Genomic DNA, 22122 nt, shown 5'->3' on the forward strand with positions numbered 1-22122 from the left:
CCGCGGTCCGCGTTCCCCGCGCTGGTAGCGGTGATGACATGCTGATCACCTCACGACGCCTGCGGGCGGCATTGCTCGTCGCCGCCTCGGCCACGCTGGTCGCCGCCGTACTGCCCGGCCCCGAACCGCTGGGTATCGGGGATCCGCTGTTCCCGCACCTGGGCAACCCCGGGTACGACGTGCTCACCTACGACATCGCCTTCACCTACCGGGGCGTCAACAGCAGGCCGCTGGATGCCGTGACGAAGATCGACGCACGGGCCACGGAGCGTCTGGAGCGGATCAACCTCGACTTCACCAGCGGCACCGTACGGGCGGTCGAGGTGAACGGCAGCAGTGCAGAGTTCACGACCGCCGGCGAGGATCTGGTGATCACCCCGCGACAGGCCGTGGACGCGGGCACCCCGCTCGCCGTCACCGTTACCCACACCAGTGATCCGAAGGGCGGGGAGGCGGGCGGCTGGGTGCGCACGACCGACGGCCTGGCGATGGCCAACCAGGCCGACGCCGCCCACCGCGTCTTCCCCTGCAACGACCACCCCGCCGACAAGGCGCACTTCACCTTCCGCATCACGGCACCGGCAGGGCTGACCGCCGTGGCCAACGGCCTCCCGGTCCCGACCGGTGCCGCGAAGCCCGCCGCCGAACCCGCCACCAGGACCTGGGTCTATCGCACCCGGCACCCCATGGCGACCGAGCTGGCCCAGGTCAGCATCGGGAAGTCGGCCGTCGTCCGCCGCGAGGGCCCGCACGGCCTGCCGCTCCGGGACGTCGTCCCCGCGGCACAGCGGGCGCGGCTCGAGCCCTGGCTCAGGAAGACCCCCGCGCACATCACGTGGATGGAGAACAAGGTCGGGCGCTACCCGTTCGAGACGTACGGAGTGCTCCTGGCGCAGGCCGAGACCGGGTTCGCCCTGGAGACCCAGACGCTGTCGCTCTTCGAGACGTCGATGTTCACCGACACCCGGTACCCGAAGTGGTACGTCGAGTCGGTCATGGTCCACGAACTCGCCCACCAGTGGTTCGGGAACAGCGTCACGCCGCGGACCTGGTCGGACCTCTGGCTCAACGAGGGGCACGCCACCTGGTACGGCTCGCTGTACGCGGAGGAGCACGCCGAGCAGCCGCTCGAGGAGCAGATGCGCGAGGCGTACGTGCGGTCCGACGGCTGGCGCGCCGCCGGCGGGCCCCCGGCCGCCCCGAAGCCCGCGGCACCCGGCCGGCAGCTCGGGCTGTTCCGGCCGATCGTGTACGACGGCAGTGCGCTGGTCCTCTACGCACTGCGACAGGAGATCGGCAAGAAGGCGTTCGAGACCCTGGAGCGGGCCTGGGTCGCCGAGCACCGGGACGGCACGGCGACGACGGCGGACTTCACCGCCCTCGCCCAGCGGGTCTCGGGCCGGGACCTGACCGGTTTCTTCCGGGGCTGGCTCTACGGGGCGAAGACCCCCAGGATGCCCGGGCACCCGGACTGGCGCAGTGAGGTCCCGTCGGTCCAGCGGAATGCCGCGCCCGCCGCGAAGCACTGAGTCTCCACGGCCCTCCCGGAGCCCGGGGGAGCGGTGGGAAAACCGGGGTGACGGCCGCGGCGGCGCCGTGGGACCATCGACGGGTCGGCGGCGTCGCCGGGTACGGCTCCCCGGAAGGGGACGGACCCGCCCGGTTTCTCCGTCCCGACGCGGCAGACCGGGAATGTTCCGGGGCCGTGACGCGTTGTGACAGTCGCGGGGCATGCCGAGCGCATACGGTCCGCACCAGCTTTCCATCGACGTAAGGATCCAATGACCTCCTCTTCATCCACTTCCCAGGACGCGCAGAGCTTCGCGGAGACCACCCGCACCGAGAGCCTTCGGGCCGATGCCCTGATGGAAGAGGACGTCGCCTGGAGCTACGAGATCGACGGAGAGCGGGACGGCGACCAGTTCGACCGCTCCGACCGTGCCGCGCTGCGGCGTGTGGTGGGCCTCTCCACCGAGCTCGAGGACGTCACCGAGGTCGAGTACCGGCAGCTGCGCCTCGAGCGCGTCGTGCTCGTCGGCGTGTGGACCTCCGGGACCGTCCAGGACGCGGAGAACTCTCTCGCTGAGCTGGCCGCCCTCGCCGAGACGGCGGGAGCCCACGTGCTCGACGGCGTGATCCAGCGCCGCGACAAGCCGGACCCGGCCACGTACATCGGTTCGGGCAAGGCCGACGAGCTGCGCGACATCGTGCTCGAAAGCGGGGCCGACACCGTCGTCTGCGACGGTGAGCTCAGCCCGGGCCAGCTGATCCACCTCGAGGACATCGTCAAGGTCAAGGTGGTCGACCGGACCGCCCTGATCCTCGACATCTTCGCGCAGCACGCCAAGTCCCGGGAGGGCAAGGCGCAGGTGGCCCTGGCACAGATGCAGTACATGCTGCCCAGGCTGCGGGGCTGGGGCCAGTCGATGTCCCGGCAGATGGGCGGCGGCAGCGGCGGCATGGCCACCCGAGGCCCCGGTGAGACCAAGATCGAGACGGACCGGCGCCGGATCCGCGAGAAGATGGCGAAGATGCGCCGGGAGATCGCGGAGATGAAGACCGGCCGCGAGATCAAGCGGCAGGAGCGGAAGCGGCACAAGGTTCCGTCCGTGGCGATCGCGGGCTACACCAACGCGGGCAAGTCCTCGCTGCTCAACCGCCTCACCGGCGCCGGTGTCCTGGTGGAGAACGCGCTGTTCGCCACTCTGGACCCGACCGTGCGACGGGCCGAGACCCCGAGCGGCAGGCTCTACACGCTGGCCGACACCGTCGGATTCGTCCGGCACCTTCCGCACCACCTCGTCGAGGCGTTCCGCTCCACGATGGAGGAGGTCGGCGAGTCCGACCTCATCCTGCACGTGGTTGACGGCTCGCATCCCGCGCCGGAGGAGCAGCTGGCCGCCGTGCGCGAGGTGATCCGGGACGTCGGCGCGGTGGACGTACCGGAGATCGTCGTGATCAACAAGGCGGACGCGGCCGATCCGCTCGTGCTGCAGCGCCTGCTCCGCATCGAGCGGCACGCCATCGCCGTCTCGGCCCGTACGGGCGCGGGGATCGACGAACTCCTCGCGATCATCGACGCCGAACTGCCGCGCCCGCAGGTCGAGATCGAGGTCCTGCTGCCGTACACGCAGGGAGCGCTCGTCTCGCGCGTCCACGCCGACGGCGAGGTGCTGTCGGAGGAGCACACCTCCGAGGGCACGCTGCTCAAGGCGCGGGTGCACGAGGAGCTCGCGGCCGCGCTGGGGCCGTACGTCCCGGCGGCGCGCTGAGCCGACCGAGGTCCGCACCGCACGCCATACGAAGGCCCGCCCCGGGAGGGGCGGGCCTTCGTATGGCACGGGGCGCGTGTTCCGGTGCTGCCCTTCGGGGTGGGGCGTGGCCTCGCGCCGGACAGCGCGGCCCGAAGGCCGGCGGATCACCTGCCCGCGACATTCGCGCTCATCGTCGTGTGGCTCCCCTTCGCCGGGGCGGGGTCCCGCGTGCAGTCTGCCATCAGGGCCGGGCCGGCCCTCTGCGCGGAGGCTCAGCCACCGACGCGGGAAGCCCGCGACTTCAGTCGTGGGTGGAGTCACGAACGTGTCGCACGCCTGGGCGCGCCAGAACGCGGTCCTCCGGTGGACCGCCTCCCCGTGCTGCGAACCTCTCTCGGGGCGGCCCCTCCGCGCGGCCGGGCCATGCCCGCCACCTGCACGGAGTCTCCACGCGTGAGCCGCGGGGAGCTTCCGCCCGCGCCGGCCGCCGACGTGGCCGAACCGCCGTCACCGCTTCGAACGAGGCACCTTCCACGGCCGTGCCGGAAGGGCCCCGGAGAGTCCGGGGCCCCGCGGCCGCACGCGACTACCGCCCCGCGAACTTCCTGCTGACCGCGTCGTAGACGCCCTTGGCCTCCTCGCCGAGGCGCGGTCCGGCGAGCCAGCCCGCCGTCACCGGTCCGATCGAGGTGTTCGAGACCAGCGCGGGCTTGCCGTTCTTGCCGGCCGCGACCCAGCCACCGCCGGACGAACCGCCGGTCATGGTGCAGCCGATGCGGTACATCGTCGGTTCCTCGGCCTTCAGCGACAGCCGGCCAGGCTTGTCCTCGCACTGGAACATCCGCTCGCCGTCGAACGGCGGCGCCGCCGGGAAGCCCGTCGCCGTCATGCTGCCCACCTTCGGCACGGCCGGAGCGTTGAAGTCGACCGGAAGTGCCGAACCGACCGTCTCCTCGAGGGACTTGCCGTTGGCGCCCCTCTCGGGCGTCACATGGATCACGGCGAAGTCGTACGGCGCGCCCCGGCCGCCCGTGGACGCGCCCTGCGAGATCCACTGCTCGGAGGTCTGCGCCCAGTCGCCCCACCACACGCCGTAGGGGGCCATCTGCTCCTTCGAGTCCCCCTTGGTGGAGGTCTTCGCGCCGTTGTTGTACGAGGGGACGAAGGCGATGTTGCGGTACCAGCCGCCCTCCTTGCCCGCGTGGACGCAGTGGCCCGCGGTCCACACCAGGTTGGACTTGCCGGGGTTGGCCGGGTCCTCCACGACGGTCGCGGAGCAGACCATCGAGCCCTTGGGGCCGTCGAAGAAGACCTTCCCGGCCTCGGGGGCGTTGCCGTGATAGGGCGCGGCGACCGCCGCGGCCTCGACCGGCTGCGGCGTCGGGTCGGTGACCCCCTCGTCACCGGAGATGTCCTCCTCCTCGACCGGCTTGCCGGGCTCCTCGGCCTCGCGCATCCGGTCCGGGTCCCAGAGGTCCTCGATGATCGGGTTGACGAAGTCCTTGGCCTCGCGGAGCCAGGTGTCCTTGTCCCAGTTCTTCCACTCGCCGTTGCGCCACTTGTCCAGGTCGATCCCGTGCTCCTTGAGCCGGTCCTTGAGATCGTCCGGGATCGTGATCTTCCCGTCGGCGGTACCGTCGGCCGCCGCCGGGGCGCTGGGCTTGTCCGCCGCGTCGCCCTCGCCGGGGCCGCAGGCCGTTGCCGTCAGCGCGAGCGCGGCCGCGAGCGCGCCCGCCGCGAGTATCGGCCTGCGAGCGGCCTTCCCCCCACGGCGTGCGGCGAAGATCGGGCGATTGGGTCGCATGTGGTGATCCCCCTGGNGAGTATCGGCCTGCGAGCGGCCTTCCCCCCACGGCGTGCGGCGAAGATCGGGCGATTGGGTCGCATGTGGTGATCCCCCTGGGACTTCATCAGTTGCGTGCGTACGGAACGAGATTGCCTGCGCACATCCCGGCGACGCCGCCGGTGTCGCAATGCGGCCCCCACTATGCCGGTGCCGCTGGGGACGGTGAGCGGCAGGGCCGTGGTTCCCGGGCCGAAGGATCTTCCGGAATGACCGTGATCCCCCGCTTCCGGCGTCGTTGGTACGGACGGGGGACGCAGGCCTTCAGCGTTCACCGTCGTGCCGCGGCGGTCGACCGCCGTACCGAGGCGCGACACAACCGTGACAGTCGGAGGACGAACAACCGTGGCCGTGACCGAACCCGCTCCGCCGGCACAGCCCGTCGCGCACGAAGGCATCCTGCGCCGCCAGTCGCTCCGTGAGTCGGCGGCACGGACCTACGCCCGTTCGCTGCCCATCGTCCCGGTACGGGCCCGGGGGCTGACGATCGAGGGGGCGGACGGACGGCGGTATCTCGACTGCCTCTCGGGCGCCGGGACCCTCGCCCTCGGCCACAACCACCCCGTCGTACTGGAAGCGATCAAGAAGGTGCTCGCCTCAGGAGCGCCGCTGCACGTCCTCGACCTCGCCACTCCGGTCAAGGACGCCTTCACCACCGAACTGTTCGCCACGCTGCCGCGGCCGCTCGCCGACGACGCCCGTATCCAGTTCTGCGGGCCGGCCGGTACGGACGCCGTCGAAGCCGCCCTCAAACTGGTCCGCACCGCGACGGGGCGCACCGGACTGCTCGCGTTCACCGGTGCGTACCACGGCATGACGGCCGGGGCCCTCGACGCCTCGGGGGGCGCGCCGGACGTCCGGGTGACGAGGCTGCCCTATCCGCAGAACTACCGCTGCCCCTTCGGGGTCGGCGGCGAAAGGGGCGCCGAGCTCGCCGCCCGCTGGGCCGAGAGCCTGCTGGACGACCCCAAGGGCGGTGTCCCGACGCCCGCCGGCATGATCCTCGAACCGGTGCAGGGCGAGGGCGGTGTGATCCCGGCCCCCGACGGCTGGCTGCGACGGATGCGCGAGCTCACCGCTTCCCGTTCCATCCCGCTGATCGCCGACGAGGTGCAGACGGGGGTGGGCCGCACCGGAGCCTTCTGGGCGGTCGAGCACAGCGGGACCGTCCCCGACGTGATGGTGCTGTCCAAGGCCATCGGCGGTTCCCTCCCGCTCGCAGTGATCGTCTACCGCTCCGATCTGGACGTCTGGCAGCCCGGTGCCCACGCCGGCACCTTCCGGGGCAACCAGCTCGCCATGGCGGCTGGTGCGGCCACTCTGGCCTTCGTACGGGAGAACCGGCTGGCGGAGCGGGCAGCAATCCTCGGCACACGCATGCTGGGGCAGCTCGAGGGCCTCGCCGCCACCCACCGGTCCATCGGCGACGTACGCGGCCGGGGGCTGATGATCGGTGTCGAACTGGTGAATCCCGACGTCGACGACCCGCAGGCCGACGTCCCGCCGGCCGACCCCGTCCTCGCCGCCGCCGTGCAGCGGGAATGTCTCCGCCGTGGGCTGATCGTCGAACTCGGCGGACGCCACTCCGGGGTCGTCCGTCTGCTGCCTCCCCTCACGCTCACCGACGAACAGGCCCAGGCGGTCCTCGACCGCTTCGCCGACTCCCTGGAAGCGGCCGTGTGCGCGCCGCACCGCCGCAACGACACCGGGCCGTCTCTGTGATCCCGGACGACACCACAAGGAAGTCCCCGTGAACCCCATCCCCGCTGCCGACACCCCAGAGCCCGACGCCCGTCCCGCCGCGGACCACCACCCGGGGCAGAACGGGACGGCGGCCGTCCCCCTCACGGTCGAGCCGGCGACGGTACCGCGGCAGTCGGAGGGGGCGTCCGAGGAACAGGATGCCGATCCCCGGCCGGGCCCGGCCGAAGCCCCCGCCGGAGCGGCCCCGGGCACGGCGGCCGACCCGCTCGACCATCCCGATCCGCTGATGGCCGCCGACGCGGGAGCGGTCGAGAACCTCCTGCGCTGCTGGGTCAGGGAGAACGACCTCCCCAGGCCCACCGAGGGGCACTTGCGCATTCCGCTCCACGCCAGCGGCACGGCCCTGCTCGTCCCCGTCCTCCACTGGTCCCTCACCGGCTGGCACCGTTTCGGACTTCCCCGACTGGAGGGTGCTCCGGCGGAGGCACCTCCGGCCGACGCCGTCACCGTCGCGGTCCTCCTCACCCGTGAGCCGGGCGCCGACGGCAGCGCACCGGGATCCGGGAGCCGTGTACGAAAGGACGGTGAAGGCCGCCGGTCCGAAGCGGTCGACCTCGCCGGACGCGTCGCGGACTCCGTCCGCCGTACGGCCGGCTTCATCGACGACCGGCGGCGGCGCCCCGCCCCTCGGCACGGAGCCGACCTCTTTCTGACCGCCGAACAGTCACTGATCCTGGGCCATCCGCTTCACCCCACTCCCAAGAGCCGCGAAGGGCTCTCCGACGCCGAAGCCCGGCTCTACTCACCGGAGTTGTACGGCTCCTTCCCTCTCCACTGGCTGGCTGTCGACCGGGACGTGCTGTCCGGCGACTCGGCCTGGACCGAAGAAGGCCGCACGGTGCCCGCCGAACAGCTCACCTCCCGGCTCGCCGGAGACCTCACCCTCCCTCCCGGAACCGTTGCCCTGCCGCTGCATCCCTGGCAGGCCCGCGAAGTGACCCACCGCCCCGAGGTGGCCGCGCTGTTCGACGCGGGACTGCTCCACGACCTGGGTCCCGCCGGTGAACCCTGGCACCCCACCTCGTCCGTCCGCACCGTGCATCAGCCCGGCGCACCGGCCATGCTCAAGCTCTCCCTCGGCGTGCGCATCACCAACTCCCGCCGTGAGAACCTCCGCAAGGAACTTCACCGAGGTGTGGAGGTCCACCGCCTCCTCCGCAGCGGCCTGGGCGCACAGTGGCGGACCGCGCACCCCCGCTTCGACATCGTCCGTGACCCCGCTTGGCTCGCCGTGGACACCCCGGACGGAGCGCCGCTGCCCGGCATCGACGTCATGATCCGGCACAACCCGTTCGGCGCCGGCGACGACGCCGTCTGCCTCGCGGGCCTCACCGCTCCCCGGCCCTGGCCGGGCCGGACGGGCAGCCACTCGCGTCTCGCCGAGGTCATCGGCGGCCTCGCCGCCCGCACGGGCCGCCCCACCGGTGCCGTCGCCGCCGAATGGTTCCTGCGCTACCTCGACCAGGTCGTGCGCCCGGTGCTGTGGCTCGATGCCACGGCCGGCGTCGCCCTCGAAGCCCACCAGCAGAACACCTTGGTGATCATCGATCCGCAGGGCTGGCCCGTCGGCGGCCGCTACCGTGACAACCAGGGCTACTACTTCCGAGAGTCCCGCCGCGCCGAACTCGACCGCCGGCTTCCCGGCATCGGCATCCGCAGCGAGACCTTCGTCGACGACACCGTCACGGACGAACGCTTCGCCTACTACCTCGGCATCAACAACGTCCTCGGCCTCGTCGGAGCCTTCGGCTCGCAACGGCTGGCCGACGAACGCGTGCTCGTCGCCGCCTTCCGCCGCTTCCTCGACTCCGTCCGCCACCTCGGCTCGCCGCTGCCCGCGCAGCTCCTGGAGTACCCCACCCTGCGCTGCAAGGCGAATCTCCTCACCCGGCTGCACGGCCTCGACGAGCTCGTCGGTCCCGTCGACACCCAGTCCGTCTACGTCACCATCACCAACCCCCTCCACTCCTGAACGACATCAGTCCCGGCGGAGGTCCGGTCTCCGGAGGAACCGGCCGGCCGTGACCGGCACCACCGACGACCGACCTGTCCGAACTGCCGAGAGGAGAGCGCCACCCATGCCCCCCACCGACGCGAGCGCCGACGCCAGCGGCTCCATCCCCTCCACCGGCGGAGAGGTGGAGGACACCCTCGAACTGCGGCTGCCCGAGGAACTCTCGGCGCTCTTCGAACAGGACCGGCAGCCGGGATCCCGGACGGCGGTGGACCAGGGCCCCCCGGCCGCGACGCCCGCGGAGGGTCCCGAGGGCAAGCACCCCGACCACGCGCTCTTCCCCGGCGAGGACCTGCTGGACGCCCTCTCCGACTGGGGGGCCGTGCCCACCCCCATCGGCTCCTTCCGGCTCGTGCCCGTCCGGATCGAGCGCGATCTGCGGCTGATCAGCCGTTGGATGAACGACCCCGCCGTCGCGGCCTTCTGGGAGCTGGCCGGACCGGAGTCCGTCACCGAGGCCCACCTCGGCAGTCAGCTGGCGGGGGACGGCCGCAGCGTCCCCTGCCTCGGCGTGCTCGACGGTGTGCCGACGGGCTACTTCGAGATCTACCGGGCCGACCTCGACCCGCTCGCACGCCACTACCCGGCCCGGCCCCATGACACCGGCATCCACCTGCTCATCGGGGGCGTCGCCGACCGCGGCCGCGGCGTCGGTACGACCCTGCTCCGGGCCGCGGCCGATCACGTGCTCGACCACCGGCCCCGCTGCGGACGCGTCGTCGCCGAACCCGACCTGCGCAACACCCCTTCCGTCTCCGCCTTCCTCAGCGCCGGCTTCCGCTTCTCCGCCGAAGTCGACCTGCCCGACAAGCGAGCCGCGCTCATGGTCCGCGACAGAGCGCTGAGCAAAGTGCTGTGACCGACCCGCTGTCTCACGTACACCGCTCGAACCGCATCGGTTCCATCCGAGGAGTCCCCGTGCCGAAGTCCCCTGCCACCTCAGACTCCGACGAGCCGTCCGCCCTGCTCGCGCCGGCCGAGCTCAACCCGGAGACCTGGCAACGGGCATCCGTCCGCCTGCTCGCCAAGACGCTCGGTGAATTCGCCTACGAAGAGATCATCGAGCCGCTGCCCCAGGGCCACGACGACGGCTACGCACTCCGCCTCGACGAAGGGGAGAACCTCACCTTCCGGGCCCGGCGCGGCGCGTACGGCAGCTGGAGGGTCGACCCCGACTCCGTCCGGTGCGACGGAACCCCGTTCACCGATCCACTCCGCTTCCTGACGGCCGCCCGCCACCTCCTGGCGCTCGACGGCGCCACGCTCGGCCACCTCGTACGCGAGCTGAGCACGACCCTGGCCGCAGACTGCAGGCTCGACCACACCGCACTTCCCGCCGCCCGGCTCGCCGACCTCGACTACGCCTCCCTGGAGGGCCACCAGACCGGCCACCCCTGGCTGGTCCTCAACAAGGGCCGCCTCGGCTTCTCCGGCCGGGACGCAGCCCGCTGGGCCCCGGAGGCGCGGAATCCGGCCCGACTCCCGTGGATCGCCGTCAGTACCCGCCTCGCCGCCTACCGAGGCGTGCGGGGACTCGACACCCCCGAGCTCCTCTACGCCACGGAGCTCGACGCTCCGGTGCGCGGGGCCTTCACCGCCAAGCTGAGGGACCGCGGCCTCGACCCCTCCGACTACCTCCTGCTGCCCGTGCACCCCTGGCAGTGGGACCAGGTGCTCCTGCCCCTCTACGCCCCCTCGATCGCCCGCGGCGAGATCGTCCCGCTCACCACGGACGGCGACCTGCGGCTTCCACAGCAGTCCATCCGCACCTTCCTCAACACCAGCCGCCCCGACCGGCACACCGTCAAGCTCCCGCTGTCCGTGCTCAATACACTCGTCTGGCGGGGACTGCCGACCGAGCGCACACTCGCCGCGCCTGCCGTCACCTCATGGGTCCACGGACTGCGCGACCACGACCCCTTCCTCCGCGACGAGTGCGGAGTGATCCTGCTGGGGGAGGTGGCCTCGGTCACCGTCGAGCACCCGCACTACGACCGGCTGCCCGAGGTGCCCTACCAGTACAAGGAACTGCTCGGCGCCATCTGGCGGGAGCCCTTGCGGCTGCCCGCCGGGGAGCGCGCCCGCACCCTCGCCTCGCTCCTGCACACCGACCCCGCGGGGCGGGCCTTCACCGCCGAACTGGTCGAACGCTCCGGGCTGGCCCCCGCCACCTGGCTGCGTCACCTCTTCGCCGCCCTGCTCCCGCCCCTGCTGCACTTCCTCTACCGCTACGGCACGGTCTTCTCCCCTCACGGCGAGAACGCCATCGTGGTCTTCGACGACCACGACGTGCCCGTACGTCTCGCGATCAAGGACTTCGTGGACGACGTGAACGTCAGCGCCAGGGCCCTGCCGGAGCTGGGCACCATGCCCGACGACGTGCGTGCGGTCCTGCTCACGGAGGAGCCCGCCTTCCTCACCCAGTTCATCCACTCCGGTCTGTTCGTTGGGGTGTTCCGCCATCTCGCCCCGCTGTGCGAGGAGCAACTGGGCCTACCCGAGGCCGAGTTCTGGTCCCTCGTCCGTGCGGAGATCCTGCGGCACCAGTCGCGCTTCCCCGAGCTCAAGGACCGCTACGAGCTGTTCGACCTGCTCACTCCGCGTATCGAGCGCCTCTGCCTGAACCGCAACCGGCTCCACCTCGACGGCTACCGCGACCGCCCGCAGCGCCCGCACGCCGCCGTACACGGCACGGTCCGCAACCCTCTGAGCATGTGACGACGCAGTGCTCCGGCCGGGAGCGGACCGCACTGTCAGCGGCGCCCCGTAGGGTGGGCGCTCTATGACGAAGCCATCCCTCCCCGAGCTCCTCCACGCCGCGGTCGCCGCCGTCGGCGGCGTCGAAAGGCCTGGCCAGGTCACCATGGCCGAGTCCGTCTCCCAGGCCATCGACGACGGGTCCCATCTGCTCATCCAGGCCGGCACCGGCACGGGCAAGTCCCTCGGGTATCTCGTGCCCGCCCTGGCCCACGGGGACCGCGTGGTGGTCGCCACGGCGACGCTCGCGCTGCAGCGCCAGCTTGTGGAGCGGGACCTTCCGCGGACGGTGGACGCCCTGCATCCGCTACTCCGCCGCAGGCCGGAGTTCGCCATGCTCAAGGGCCGGTCGAACTATCTGTGTCTGCACCGCCTCCACGAGGGTGTGCCCCAGGAAGAGGAGGACGGGCTCTTCGACCATCCCCTGGCCTTCGGCATGGGGGACCCCACCTCGGCGGCCGCCCCCACCAGCAAGCTGGGCCAGGACCTGATGCGCCTGCGCGACTGGTCCGACGAGACCGAGACCGGCGACCGGGACGACCTCACCCCCGGCGTGTCCGACCGGGCGTGGTCCCAGGTCTCCGTGTCCTCCCGGGAGTGCCTCGGCGCGAGCAAGTGCGCCTACGGGGCGGAGTGCTTCGCGGAGATGGCGCGGGAGCGTGCCAAGCTCGCCGAGGTCGTCGTGACGAACCACGCCCTGCTCGCCATCGACGCGATCGAGGGCGCCCCGGTGCTTCCGCAGCACGAGGTGCTGATCGTGGACGAGGCGCATGAGCTGGTCTCGCGCGTCACCGGCGTCGCCACGGGCGAACTCACTCCCGGTCAGGTCAATCGTGCGGTGCGACGCGCCGCCAGACTGGTCAACGAGAAGGCGGCCGATCAGCTGCAGACGGCCGCCGAGGGCTTCGAGAGGCTGATGGAGCTGGCGTTGCCCGGCCGCCTCGAGGAGATCCCGGAGGACCTGGGGTACGCACTGCTGGCGCTGCGCGACGCCGCCCGCACGGTGATCTCGGCGCTGGGCGCCACCCGCGACAAGTCCGTCCAGGACGAGGACGTCGTCCGCAAGCAGGCGCTTGCCTCGATCGAGTCCGTCCACGAAGTCGCCGAGCGGATCAGCCACGGCTCCGAGTACGACGTGGTCTGGTACGAGCGCCACGACCGCTTCGGAGCGTCCCTGCGCGTCGCCCCGCTCTCGGTATCGGGTCTGCTGCGGGAGAAGCTCTTCGCCGACCGCTCGGTGGTGCTCACCTCGGCGACGCTGAAACTGGGCGGCGATTTCAACGGTGTGGGCGCGTCGCTCGGGCTGGCCCCCGAGGGCGCCGAGGGCGAGGAGCTTCCCGTCTGGAAGGGCGTCGACGTCGGCTCGCCGTTCGACTACCCGAAGCAGGGAATCCTCTACGTCGCGAAGCATCTGTCCCGTCCGGTGCGGGACGGCGGACGGGACGACATGCTCGACGAGCTCACCGAGCTGATCCAGGCCGCCGGAGGCCGCACGCTCGGCCTGTTCTCCTCCATGCGGGCGGCCCAGCTCGCGGCCGAGGAGCTGCGTTCCCGCATCCCCGAGTTCCCGATCCTGCTCCAGGGAGAGGAGACGCTCGGGGAGCTGATCAAGAACTTCGCGGCCGATCCGAAGACCTGTCTGTTCGGCACGCTCTCCCTCTGGCAGGGAGTCGACGTCCCCGGTCCGAGCTGCCAGCTGGTGGTGATGGACAAGATCCCGTTCCCGCGCCCGGACGACCCCCTGATGAGCGCCCGCCAGAAGGCTGTGGAGGACGCGGGCGGGAACGGCTTCATGGCCGTGGCGGCAACCCATGCCGCGCTGCTGATGGCCCAGGGCGCCGGCCGGCTCGTACGGGCCACGGGAGACCGCGGTGTGGTCGCCGTGCTCGACCAGCGGCTGGCCACGGCGCGGTACGGGAGCTATCTGAAGGCGTCGCTCCCCGATTTCTGGTACACGACGGACCGTAATCAGGTGCGCCGCTCCCTTGCGGCCATCGACGCGACGGCGAGGGCGGACGGGAAGTAGGACAGGAGGAGCGGCGGACAGGCGCCGGGTCGCTTCGCGAGGCGGCGCGGGCGGTCCCTTGCGACGGGGACGTCAGACGGTCCGGCTCCCGTGGACACAACAGGGCCCCGGAACCGGCGCAGTGGGTCCCGGGGCCCGGCCAGAGCCGACGGAGTGTGCTCACACCCGCCGGAGTACCGCCACCACCTTGCCGAGGATCGTCGCCTCGTCCCCGGGGATCGGCTGGTACGCCGCGTTGTGGGGGAGCAGCCATACGTGGCCGTCCTCGCGCTTGAAGCGCTTGACCGTGGCTTCGCCGTCCAGCATGGCTGCCACGATGTCGCCGTTCTCGGCGACCGGCTGACGGCGGACCGTGACCCAGTCGCCGTCGCAGATCGCGGCCTCGATCATCGAGTCACCGACGACCTTCAGGACGAACAGCTCGCCGTCGCCGACCAGCTGCCGGGGGAGTGGGAAGACGTCCTCGACCGACTCCTCGGCGAGGATGGGGCCACCGGCGGCGATACGGCCGATCAGGGGTACGTACGAGGCGGCGGGCTTGCCCGTGGTGTCCGTGGGCTGCGTGGCCGGCTGGTCCGAGCCGCGCACCTCGTAGGCCCGCGGCCGGTGGGGGTCGCGCCGGAGGAAGCCCTTCCGCTCCAGAGCCATGAGCTGATGGGCCACGGACGACGTGCTGGAGAGGCCAACCGCCTGGCCGATCTCACGCATCGACGGCGGGTATCCGCGGCGCTGCACCGAGTCACGGATGACCTCGATGACCCGGCGCTGGCGGTCCGTGAGGCCGGAGCTGTCCGCGCGGATCCCTGGAGGTCGACCGGGCAGCGAACGAGCGGGGCGCCCGGGCTCTGCGCCCTCCGGGGGCGTGGCTGCGTCATTCATGGCATGCATCGGCTCGAATCGGTTCTGGGAGCGGTCCTGGGTGGTGATGGTGGCACTGTCAGCGGTGGTGGTCACGTCGGCCCCTCTCGAGATGGTCTCCCTAGCTGGACAACGGTAATTGCTTTCGAAAGGTTGCGCCAAACACACGTTCGAGTGAAAAACCGCAGATCACCTTACGCTCGCATGTGGCTGGGTGTATAGGCGGTCGCGCCGGTGGTCCGGGTCGCCGCGGCCGCCCTCGCGGCCGGGCGTGAGCCGCGGGGCCGTCCATCGCCAGTCTGTCATCCGGGGCGCCGGAAAGCGGTGACCGCGGCCCCCGGAATCGGATGCGCCGGGCCCCTCCCGTAATCTCGTGGCCGCCCCGCCGGGGCGGCCACGAGATTACGGGGCGCACGCTCCCGAAGCGCGACACGCGTCGGTGCGGGATTGGCGGCCGAACCCCAGATCTAGTGGTTGGATTGTCCCAGCCGCCTAGAAGTTGTGGTCCCGGGTCCATCAAGGTCGCGGCGATCGCCTATGCTTGTGGCTGCTTCGAGGGGGCCGACGCGCCCCTGCGGGGCTGTTCAGTCGTGCTGTCGAGGAGGGTTGGGAACCATGCACTGCCCCTTCTGCAGGCACCCTGACAGTCGTGTCGTCGACAGCCGGACCACCGACGACGGCACGTCGATCCGGCGCCGCCGCCAGTGCCCCGACTGCTCCCGTCGATTCACGACGGTCGAGACGGCGTCCCTGATGGTGATCAAGCGCAGCGGGGTGACCGAGCCCTTCAGCCGCAACAAGGTTATCTCCGGCGTGCGCAAGGCGTGCCAGGGGCGGCCCGTCACCGAGGACGCCCTCGCCCAGCTCGGCCAGCGGGTCGAGGAGGCGGTGCGCGCCACCGGCAGTGCCGAGCTGACCACCCACGACGTGGGTCTGGCCATACTCGGCCCCCTGCAGGAGCTCGACCTCGTCGCGTACCTGCGCTTCGCGTCCGTGTACCGAGCGTTCGACTCGCTCGAAGACTTCGAGGCCGCCATCGCGGAGCTGCGCGAGCAGCGGCAACCAGCAGAGGAGAGCGGGCCCGGTGCGACCCACGAGGTCCCCGAGCCCGCCAGAGCCGCCGACTGATCCAACGGCCCCGCGGGGGCGGGGGTCGGTCGCAGAGCGGCTGAGGAGACCTGTCACGGGTGCTGCGCGCGGCGCTGTGTCCGTGATGACAGACAGAAGACCGTGCCACGGGAAGAACTGGGCACTTCAGGGCGTTTTCGCCCGTATGGGAGGCGGCATGACAGAGACGACGAGCGGCCCGGCACGAGGGTCCCGAGCCAAGGGATCCAAGGCTGCCGCGGCCCGGCAGGGCCTGCGTGTCGAGCGCGTCCACACCACACCCGGCGTGCACCCGTACGACGAGGTGGTCTGGGAGCGCCGTGACGTCGTCATGACCAACTGGCGCGACGGCTCGGTCAACTTCGAGCAGCGTGGCGTCGAGTTCCCCGACTTCTGGTCGGTGAACGCGGTCAACATCGTCACCAGCAAGTACTTCCGCGGGGCGGTCGGCACCCCGCAGCGCGAGGTGAGCCTGAAGCAGCTCATCGACCGCATCGTGAAGACGTACCGCAAGGCCGGTGAGGACTACAAGTACTTCGCCTCGCCCGCCGACGCGGAGATCTTCGAGCACGAGCTGGCGTACGCCCTTCTGCACCAGATCTTCAGCTTCAACTCGCCGGTGTGGTTCAACGTCGGCACGCCCCAGCCGCAGCAGGTCTCCGCCTGTTTCATCCTGTCCGTCGACGACTCCATGGAGTCGATCCTCGACTGGTACAAGGAAGAGGGCATGATCTTCAAGGGCGGCTCCGGAGCCGGTCTGAACCTCTCCCGGATCCGCTCCTCCAAGGAACTGCTCTCCTCCGGCGGGAACGCCTCCGGACCGGTCTCCTTCATGCGCGGGGCCGACGCCTCCGCCGGAACGATCAAGTCCGGTGGTGCGACGCGGCGGGCCGCCAAGATGGTCATCCTCGACGTCGACCACCCCGACATCGAGGACTTCATCGAGACCAAGGTCAAGGAGGAGGAGAAGATCCGCGCGCTGCGCGACGCGGGCTTCGACATGGACCTGGGCGGTGACGACATCACGTCCGTCCAGTACCAGAACGCCAACAACTCCGTCCGCGTGAACGACGAGTTCATGAAGGCCGTCGAGGCCGGCGGGAAGTTCGGCCTGCGTGCCCGGATGACCGGCGAGGTCATCGAGGAGGTCGACGCGAAGTCGCTCTTCCGCAAGATGGCCGAGGCGGCGTGGGCCTGTGCCGACCCGGGCATCCAGTACGACGACACCATCAACCACTGGCACACCTGCCCCGAGTCGGGCCGGATCAACGGCTCGAACCCGTGCAGCGAGTACATGCACCTGGACAACACGTCCTGCAACCTGGCCTCGCTGAACCTGATGAAGTTCCTGAAGGACGACGGCAGGGGCAACCAGTCCTTCGACGTCGAGCGCTTCCAGAAGGTCGTGGAGCTCGTCATCACGGCGATGGACATCTCCATCTGCTTCGCGGACTTCCCGACCCAGAAGATCGGCGAGAACACCCGCGCCTTCCGTCAGCTCGGCATCGGCTACGCCAACCTGGGCGCCCTGCTGATGGCGACCGGCCACGCGTACGACTCCGACGGCGGCCGGTCCCTGGCCGGTGCCGTCACCTCGCTGATGACGGGCACCTCCTACCGGCGCTCCGCCGAGCTCGCCGCGGTCGTCGGCCCGTACGACGGCTACGCCCGAAATGCCGAACCGCACCAGCGGGTGATGAAGCAGCACGCCGACGCCAACGGCACGGCCGTCCGCGTGGACGACCTGGACACCCCGATCTGGGCCGCGGCCACCGAGGCCTGGCAGGACGTGGTGCGCCTCGGCGGGAAGAACGGTTTCCGCAACGCGCAGGCGTCCGTCATCGCCCCGACCGGCACGATCGGTCTCGCGATGTCCTGCGACACCACCGGTCTGGAGCCGGACCTCGCACTGGTCAAGTTCAAGAAGCTCGTCGGCGGCGGCTCGATGCAGATCGTCAATGGCACCGTGCCGCAGGCGCTGCGCCGTCTCGGCTACCAGGAAGAGCAGATCGAGGCGATCGTCGCCCACATCTCCGAGCACGGCAACGTGATCGACGCTCCGGGTCTGAAGCCCGGGCACTACGAGGTCTTCGACTGCGCGATGGGCGAGCGCGCCATCTCCCCGATGGGCCACGTCCGGATGATGGCCGCGATCCAGCCGTGGATCTCCGGCGCCCTGTCCAAGACGGTCAACATGCCGGAGACGGCGACCGTCGAGGAGGTCGAGGAGATCTACTTCGAGGCCTGGAAGATGGGCGTCAAGGCCCTCGCGATCTACCGGGACAACTGCAAGGTCGGCCAGCCGCTCTCCGCCAAGAAGAAGGAGGAGAAGCAGGAGATCGCCGAGAAGGCCGAGGAGGCCATCCGTACCGCGGTCGAGAAGGTCGTCGAGTACCGCCCGGTCCGCAAGCGCCTGCCCAAGGGCCGTCCCGGCATCACGACCTCCTTCACGGTCGGCGGCGCCGAGGGCTACATGACCGCCAACTCCTACCCGGACGACGGTCTCGGCGAGGTCTTCCTGAAGATGTCGAAGCAGGGCTCCACCCTCGCGGGCATGATGGACGCCTTCTCCATCGCCGTCTCGGTCGGCCTGCAGTACGGCGTGCCGCTGGAGACCTACGTCTCGAAGTTCACGAACATGCGCTTCGAGCCGGCCGGCATGACGGACGACCCGGACGTGCGGATGGCGCAGTCGATCGTCGACTACATCTTCCGCCGCCTGGCGCTCGACTTCCTGCCCTTCGAGACCCGCTCGGCGCTCGGCATCCACTCGGCCGAGGAGCGCCAGCGGCACCTGGAGACGGGTTCGTACGAGCCCGCCGAGGACGAGGTGGACGTCGAGGGCCTGGCCCAGTCCGCCCCGCGCCAGCAGGAGAGCCTGAAGCCGGTCTCCGACCCGAAGGCCGGGACTCCGGCCCCGCAACAGGCCCACACCTCCGCCGAACTGGTGGAGATGCAGCTCGGCATCAGCGCCGACGCGCCGCTGTGCTTCTCCTGCGGCACGAAGATGCAGCGTGCGGGTTCCTGCTACATCTGCGAGGGCTGCGGTTCGACGAGCGGCTGCAGTTGACACCGGGCGGCCGGCGCCGGGTGTGACGCCCGGCGCCGGCCGAACCCGAGGCGTGGGATCCGGGGGAGGGACACCGGCGACGAGCCGGTGTCCCTCCCCCGGTCCCCGCCCCTCGCCGTCGCACGGGCGGACCGGGCCGGCCCGGTCCGCCCCTCCGGCCGGCGGTGGGCGACGAGGGACGGGTAGCAGCGGTCGCCCGGGGCGGGTGCCGCGGCCGTGGCCGGGCCCGCCGCGGAGGCTCCCCTCAGGTCGGCGTGCCCATCAGCTCGGCGAACTCGGCCGGGTCGGCGCTGAAACCGCGCAGGACCGGACGCAGTTGCCACGCTCCCGCGTCGTCCCGGGTGAACTCCGCGATCGTGGCGGCCGAGGCGTCCGGGACGCCCGACAGGTCGTGGCTCGCCAGCTCCACCGGACCGTCGAGTATCCGGACTCCGGTGTTGGGGACGTCGGCGAAGGACTTCTCCGCGTTCCGCTGCTGGATGACGACGCCGACAACGACCCTCGCGTAGGCAGCCGCCAGCCGTTCGAGTTCGAGGGTCATCACCTCGTCCGCGCCGAAGCCCTGACCGGTACGGCTGTCCCGGTCCAGGGTGATGGTGCCGTCGGGCGACCGGCTGTCGAAGTGCACGAGATAGGCGGGCGCGCCGTGCGGGGCGTCCGCCCTGTAGGTGGCGGCGACGATGTCCAGGTCGTGGGCGGCCGCTCCGATGGGGCTGGGGTCCCACTTGAGCGTCACCTGGACCTTCCGGAGCCCTTTGCTGAGACTGCTCACCCGAATTCCCTTCCTCTCGGACGGCGGAGGCCCGCCAGGACCGTGGTCCGGCCGTCAACTCCGAGCGTCACGTGCGAGTTGTCATCGTGTCATGTGATCGGTGACGTCCGTGGCCGCCCGGGAGGGGCGGCTCGAACCGGTCGGGCCGTTGACCGGAGGCGTACCTTCACCCGGGAGAGTGACCAAGGCCACGTCCTCTGGCCGTACGATGGCGCGGTGCTGGTCAAGTGGATTCGCTGCACTGTCGTGGACCGTCGGGGGTTCGAACGCGGGCAGCGGAAATGGGCGGGGCTGCTGGGGGAGCCGGGCTTCCGGGGGCAGGGTGGCGGCTGGAGCAGAGGGCGGCCGGATGTCGCGCACGTGTTCGCGTTCTGGGAGTCCCGCGCGTTCTACGACTCCTTCATGGCGCGGTCGCACGACCGCCTCGCGTCCGCCCAGTCGGGCACGTACAGGAACCCCCGGGCGAAGCTCTTCGACCACCGCTTCGACGTGAAGACCGGATTCGAGCCGCGCTTCACGGATGCCGACGTGGTGCGCGTGGCGCACTGCAAGGTGCACGAGCACCGGGTCGAGCACTTCTCCCTGATGCAGGAGAAGGTGTGGAACCCTGCGATGGCGGGGTCCCCGGGAATGGTGCGGGGGCTCTTCGGCGAGGCTCCGGGGAACGAGTTTCTGGTGCTGTCCATGTGGCAGTCGGCCGCCGAGCACGGCAAGTACCGGGTGGAGCGGGTGGAACGGCTCTCCCTGAGAGCGCAGACGGAGGCGGACATCGCGGCGCTGTCCGGCGACGTCGTGGAGCTTCAGTCGTCCTGGACCGTGTGACCGCCCGAGCGGGCGGGGACGGACGAACCGCCGGCGGACGCCGCCACCGCGGACGGAGCGGAAGACCGTTGCCCGCCCCGGACCGGCCCGGCCCCGTGGATGTGTGCGCGTCATGTGAGGACACGCCGCAGCCGTGCGGTCGGGCTCCGCGTGCGGGGCCGCTCCGATCTAGGGTTTGTCCTATGGCACGACCACGGCGCATCGTCCTCGTCCGGCACGGCGAGTCGGAGGGCAACGCCGACGACTCGGTCTACGAGCGCAAACCCGATCATGCGCTGAGCCTCACCGACCGGGGGTGGCACCAGGCCGAGGAGACCGGCAACCGGCTGCGCGGGCTGTTCGGCCATGAGCGCGTCAGTGTCTATGTGTCGCCTTATCGACGTACCCACCAGACCCTCCACGCGCTCCGGCTCGACCCCCGGCTCGTCCGGGTCAGGGAGGAGCCGCGGCTGCGCGAGCAGGACTGGGGGAACTGGCAGGAGAGGGACGCCGTGCGGTTGCAGAAGGCCTACCGCGATGCCTACGGCCACTTCTTCTACCGCTTTCCGCAGGGCGAGTCGGGAGCCGATGTGTACGACAGGGTGGGGGCGTTCCTGGAGAGCCTCTACCGGAGCTTCGAATCGCCCGAGCACCCGCCCAACGTCCTGCTCGTCACCCACGGACTGACCATGCGCCTCTTCTGCATGCGCTGGTTCCACTGGACGGTGCCCGAATTCGAGTCGCTGTCGAATCCCGACAACGGAGAGACGCGGGTGCTGCTGCTCGGCGAGGACGGCCGGTACACGCTGGACAGGCCCTTCGAGCGCTGGTGCACTCCCGAGTGGTACGGGATCACCGGTTAGAGTGGCGGTGCGATGACCGCTGACTCCTCTCTCGACCGGCGCCTCGACCGCGCCCTGGCCAGCCTGCGCGGGCTGTCCGTGGGAGACGCCCTGGGCTCCCAGTTCTTCGTACCCTCCAACTATCCGCTGCTGAAACGGCGCGCGCTGCCGTCGGGACCCTGGCAGTGGACCGACGACACCGAGATGGCCTGCTCGGTGGTGGCCGTGCTGGCCGCCCACAGCCGGATCGACCAGGACGCCCTCGCGCGGTCCTTCGCCGACCACCACGACTTCGACCGGGGTTACGGGCCCGCCGTGAACCGGATGCTGCGGCTGATCCGCGAGGGCGGCGACTGGCGCGAGCTGGCCTCGCAGCTCTTCAACGGCCAGGGCTCGTGGGGCAACGGCGCGGCGATGCGTATCGCCCCGCTCGGCGCCTGGTACGCCGACGACCCCGAGCAGGCCACCCATCAGGCGGAGATCTCCGCGTACACGACGCACCAGCACCGCGAGGCCGTCGTCGGCAGCATGGCGGTCGCGGCGGCGGCGGCGCTCGCGGCCGCCCCGGGCGGGCCTCCGCCGCCCGCCGACCTGCTCGACGGCGTGATCGCGCTCGTGCCGCGCAGCGCGGTGGGGCAGGGGCTCCGGCGCGCGCGCGACATGCTCGACTACGGCGATGCCGGCACGGTCGCGGCGGTGCTCGGCCGGGGACGGCGCACGAGCGCGCACGACACCGTTCCGTTCGCGCTCTGGTCCGCGGCACGGGCGCTCGGGGACTTCGAGAAGACCTTCTGGACCACTGCTCAGGTCGGCGGCGACGTCGACACGACCTGCGCCATCGCGGGGGGAGTGGTCGCGGCGGCCGGGGCCGGGGCTCCGCCCGCGGCCTGGCTGGCGCAGACCGAGGCCCTGCCGGACTGGCTGCCCGCCCAGGTTGCCTGACCGGCGGAGGCTCCCGGGTGGGGGCCTTGCTCCCGGCCGTCCCGCCGCTCTGTCACGGTCCTGCCACAACCC

Annotated in this window: 15 protein-coding genes; 12 read left to right on the plus strand and 3 right to left on the minus strand. The window is 71.1% G+C overall.

The genetic code is table 11. The features are described from left to right. Window positions 1–38 precede the first annotated feature (38 nt). Together QMZ92_RS26765 and hflX are read left to right on the plus strand one after the other, a co-directional pair. On the plus strand, window positions 39–1529 hold the full coding sequence (locus tag QMZ92_RS26765; RefSeq protein WP_283300063.1) for a M1 family metallopeptidase: 1491 nt from the start codon (window positions 39–41) through the stop codon (window positions 1527–1529). A gap of 252 nt (window positions 1530–1781) precedes the next feature. Then, on the plus strand, window positions 1782–3272 hold the full coding sequence (gene hflX / locus QMZ92_RS26770) for a GTPase HflX (protein ID WP_283300064.1): 1491 nt from the start codon (window positions 1782–1784) through the stop codon (window positions 3270–3272). A 568-nt stretch (window positions 3273–3840) separates the two neighbouring features. Here the strand turns inward: hflX and QMZ92_RS26775 are convergent. Beyond that, window positions 3841–5058 carry a trypsin-like serine peptidase gene (locus QMZ92_RS26775; protein WP_283300065.1) on the minus strand — a complete coding sequence of 406 codons (1218 nt, stop codon included), beginning with the start codon at window positions 5056–5058 and terminating at the stop codon, window positions 3841–3843. A 384-nt stretch (window positions 5059–5442) separates the two neighbouring features. Between QMZ92_RS26775 and QMZ92_RS26780 the strand changes: the two genes are divergently transcribed. From QMZ92_RS26780 to QMZ92_RS26800, 5 genes are all read left to right on the plus strand, one after another. Next, window positions 5443–6819, plus strand: coding sequence for a diaminobutyrate--2-oxoglutarate transaminase family protein (locus QMZ92_RS26780; protein ID WP_283300067.1), 1377 nt, complete (start codon window positions 5443–5445; stop codon window positions 6817–6819). Between the two features lie 28 nt (window positions 6820–6847). After that, window positions 6848–8833 (plus strand): IucA/IucC family protein, encoded by a 1986-nt coding sequence (locus QMZ92_RS26785; protein WP_283300068.1) that lies wholly within the window; start codon window positions 6848–6850, stop codon window positions 8831–8833. 106 nt (window positions 8834–8939) lie between these two features. Continuing rightward, the gene (locus QMZ92_RS26790; protein ID WP_283300069.1) at window positions 8940–9734 is read left to right on the plus strand and encodes a GNAT family N-acetyltransferase; all 795 of its coding nucleotides are present in this window, start codon (window positions 8940–8942) and stop codon (window positions 9732–9734) included. A 59-nt stretch (window positions 9735–9793) separates the two neighbouring features. Further along, the gene (locus QMZ92_RS26795) at window positions 9794–11593 is read left to right on the plus strand and encodes an IucA/IucC family protein (protein ID WP_283300070.1); all 1800 of its coding nucleotides are present in this window, start codon (window positions 9794–9796) and stop codon (window positions 11591–11593) included. A 64-nt stretch (window positions 11594–11657) separates the two neighbouring features. Further along, the gene (locus QMZ92_RS26800) at window positions 11658–13658 is read left to right on the plus strand and encodes an ATP-dependent DNA helicase (protein ID WP_283300071.1); all 2001 of its coding nucleotides are present in this window, start codon (window positions 11658–11660) and stop codon (window positions 13656–13658) included. A 159-nt stretch (window positions 13659–13817) separates the two neighbouring features. On the opposite strand, the gene lexA is transcribed toward QMZ92_RS26800, so the two are convergent. Next, the gene (gene lexA, locus QMZ92_RS26805; RefSeq protein ID WP_283300072.1) at window positions 13818–14612 is read right to left on the minus strand and encodes a transcriptional repressor LexA; all 795 of its coding nucleotides are present in this window, start codon (window positions 14610–14612) and stop codon (window positions 13818–13820) included. A 519-nt stretch (window positions 14613–15131) separates the two neighbouring features. Between lexA and nrdR the strand changes: the two genes are divergently transcribed. Both nrdR and QMZ92_RS26815 read left to right on the plus strand, forming a co-directional pair. Beyond that, a complete protein-coding gene (gene nrdR / locus QMZ92_RS26810; RefSeq protein WP_138052713.1) occupies window positions 15132–15644 on the plus strand; it encodes a transcriptional regulator NrdR in 513 nt (170 codons plus the stop codon). A 157-nt stretch (window positions 15645–15801) separates the two neighbouring features. Beyond that, a complete protein-coding gene (locus tag QMZ92_RS26815) occupies window positions 15802–18693 on the plus strand; it encodes a vitamin B12-dependent ribonucleotide reductase (protein ID WP_283300073.1) in 2892 nt (963 codons plus the stop codon). A gap of 244 nt (window positions 18694–18937) precedes the next feature. Here QMZ92_RS26815 and QMZ92_RS26820 read toward each other — a convergent pair whose 3' ends face one another. Next, window positions 18938–19465: a TerD family protein gene (locus QMZ92_RS26820; protein ID WP_283300074.1), complete on the minus strand. Its 528-nt coding sequence runs from the start codon at window positions 19463–19465 to the stop codon at window positions 18938–18940. Between the two features lie 216 nt (window positions 19466–19681). Between QMZ92_RS26820 and QMZ92_RS26825 the strand changes: the two genes are divergently transcribed. The 3 genes from QMZ92_RS26825 to QMZ92_RS26835 all read left to right on the plus strand — a co-directional run bounded on the left by QMZ92_RS26825 (window position 19682) and on the right by QMZ92_RS26835 (window position 22050). After that, window positions 19682–20287, plus strand: coding sequence for a YdbC family protein (locus QMZ92_RS26825; protein ID WP_283300075.1), 606 nt, complete (start codon window positions 19682–19684; stop codon window positions 20285–20287). Window positions 20288–20469: 182 nt separating this feature from the next. Further along, a complete protein-coding gene (locus QMZ92_RS26830; protein ID WP_283300076.1) occupies window positions 20470–21129 on the plus strand; it encodes a histidine phosphatase family protein in 660 nt (219 codons plus the stop codon). Window positions 21130–21141: 12 nt separating this feature from the next. Continuing rightward, window positions 21142–22050 (plus strand): ADP-ribosylglycohydrolase family protein, encoded by a 909-nt coding sequence (locus tag QMZ92_RS26835; protein WP_283300077.1) that lies wholly within the window; start codon window positions 21142–21144, stop codon window positions 22048–22050. Window positions 22051–22122: the final 72 nt, after the last annotated feature.

Source organism: Streptomyces sp. HNM0645 (assembly GCF_030056615.1).
In the GTDB taxonomy this organism is placed as follows: Bacteria; Actinomycetota; Actinomycetes; order Streptomycetales; family Streptomycetaceae; genus Streptomyces; species Streptomyces marianii.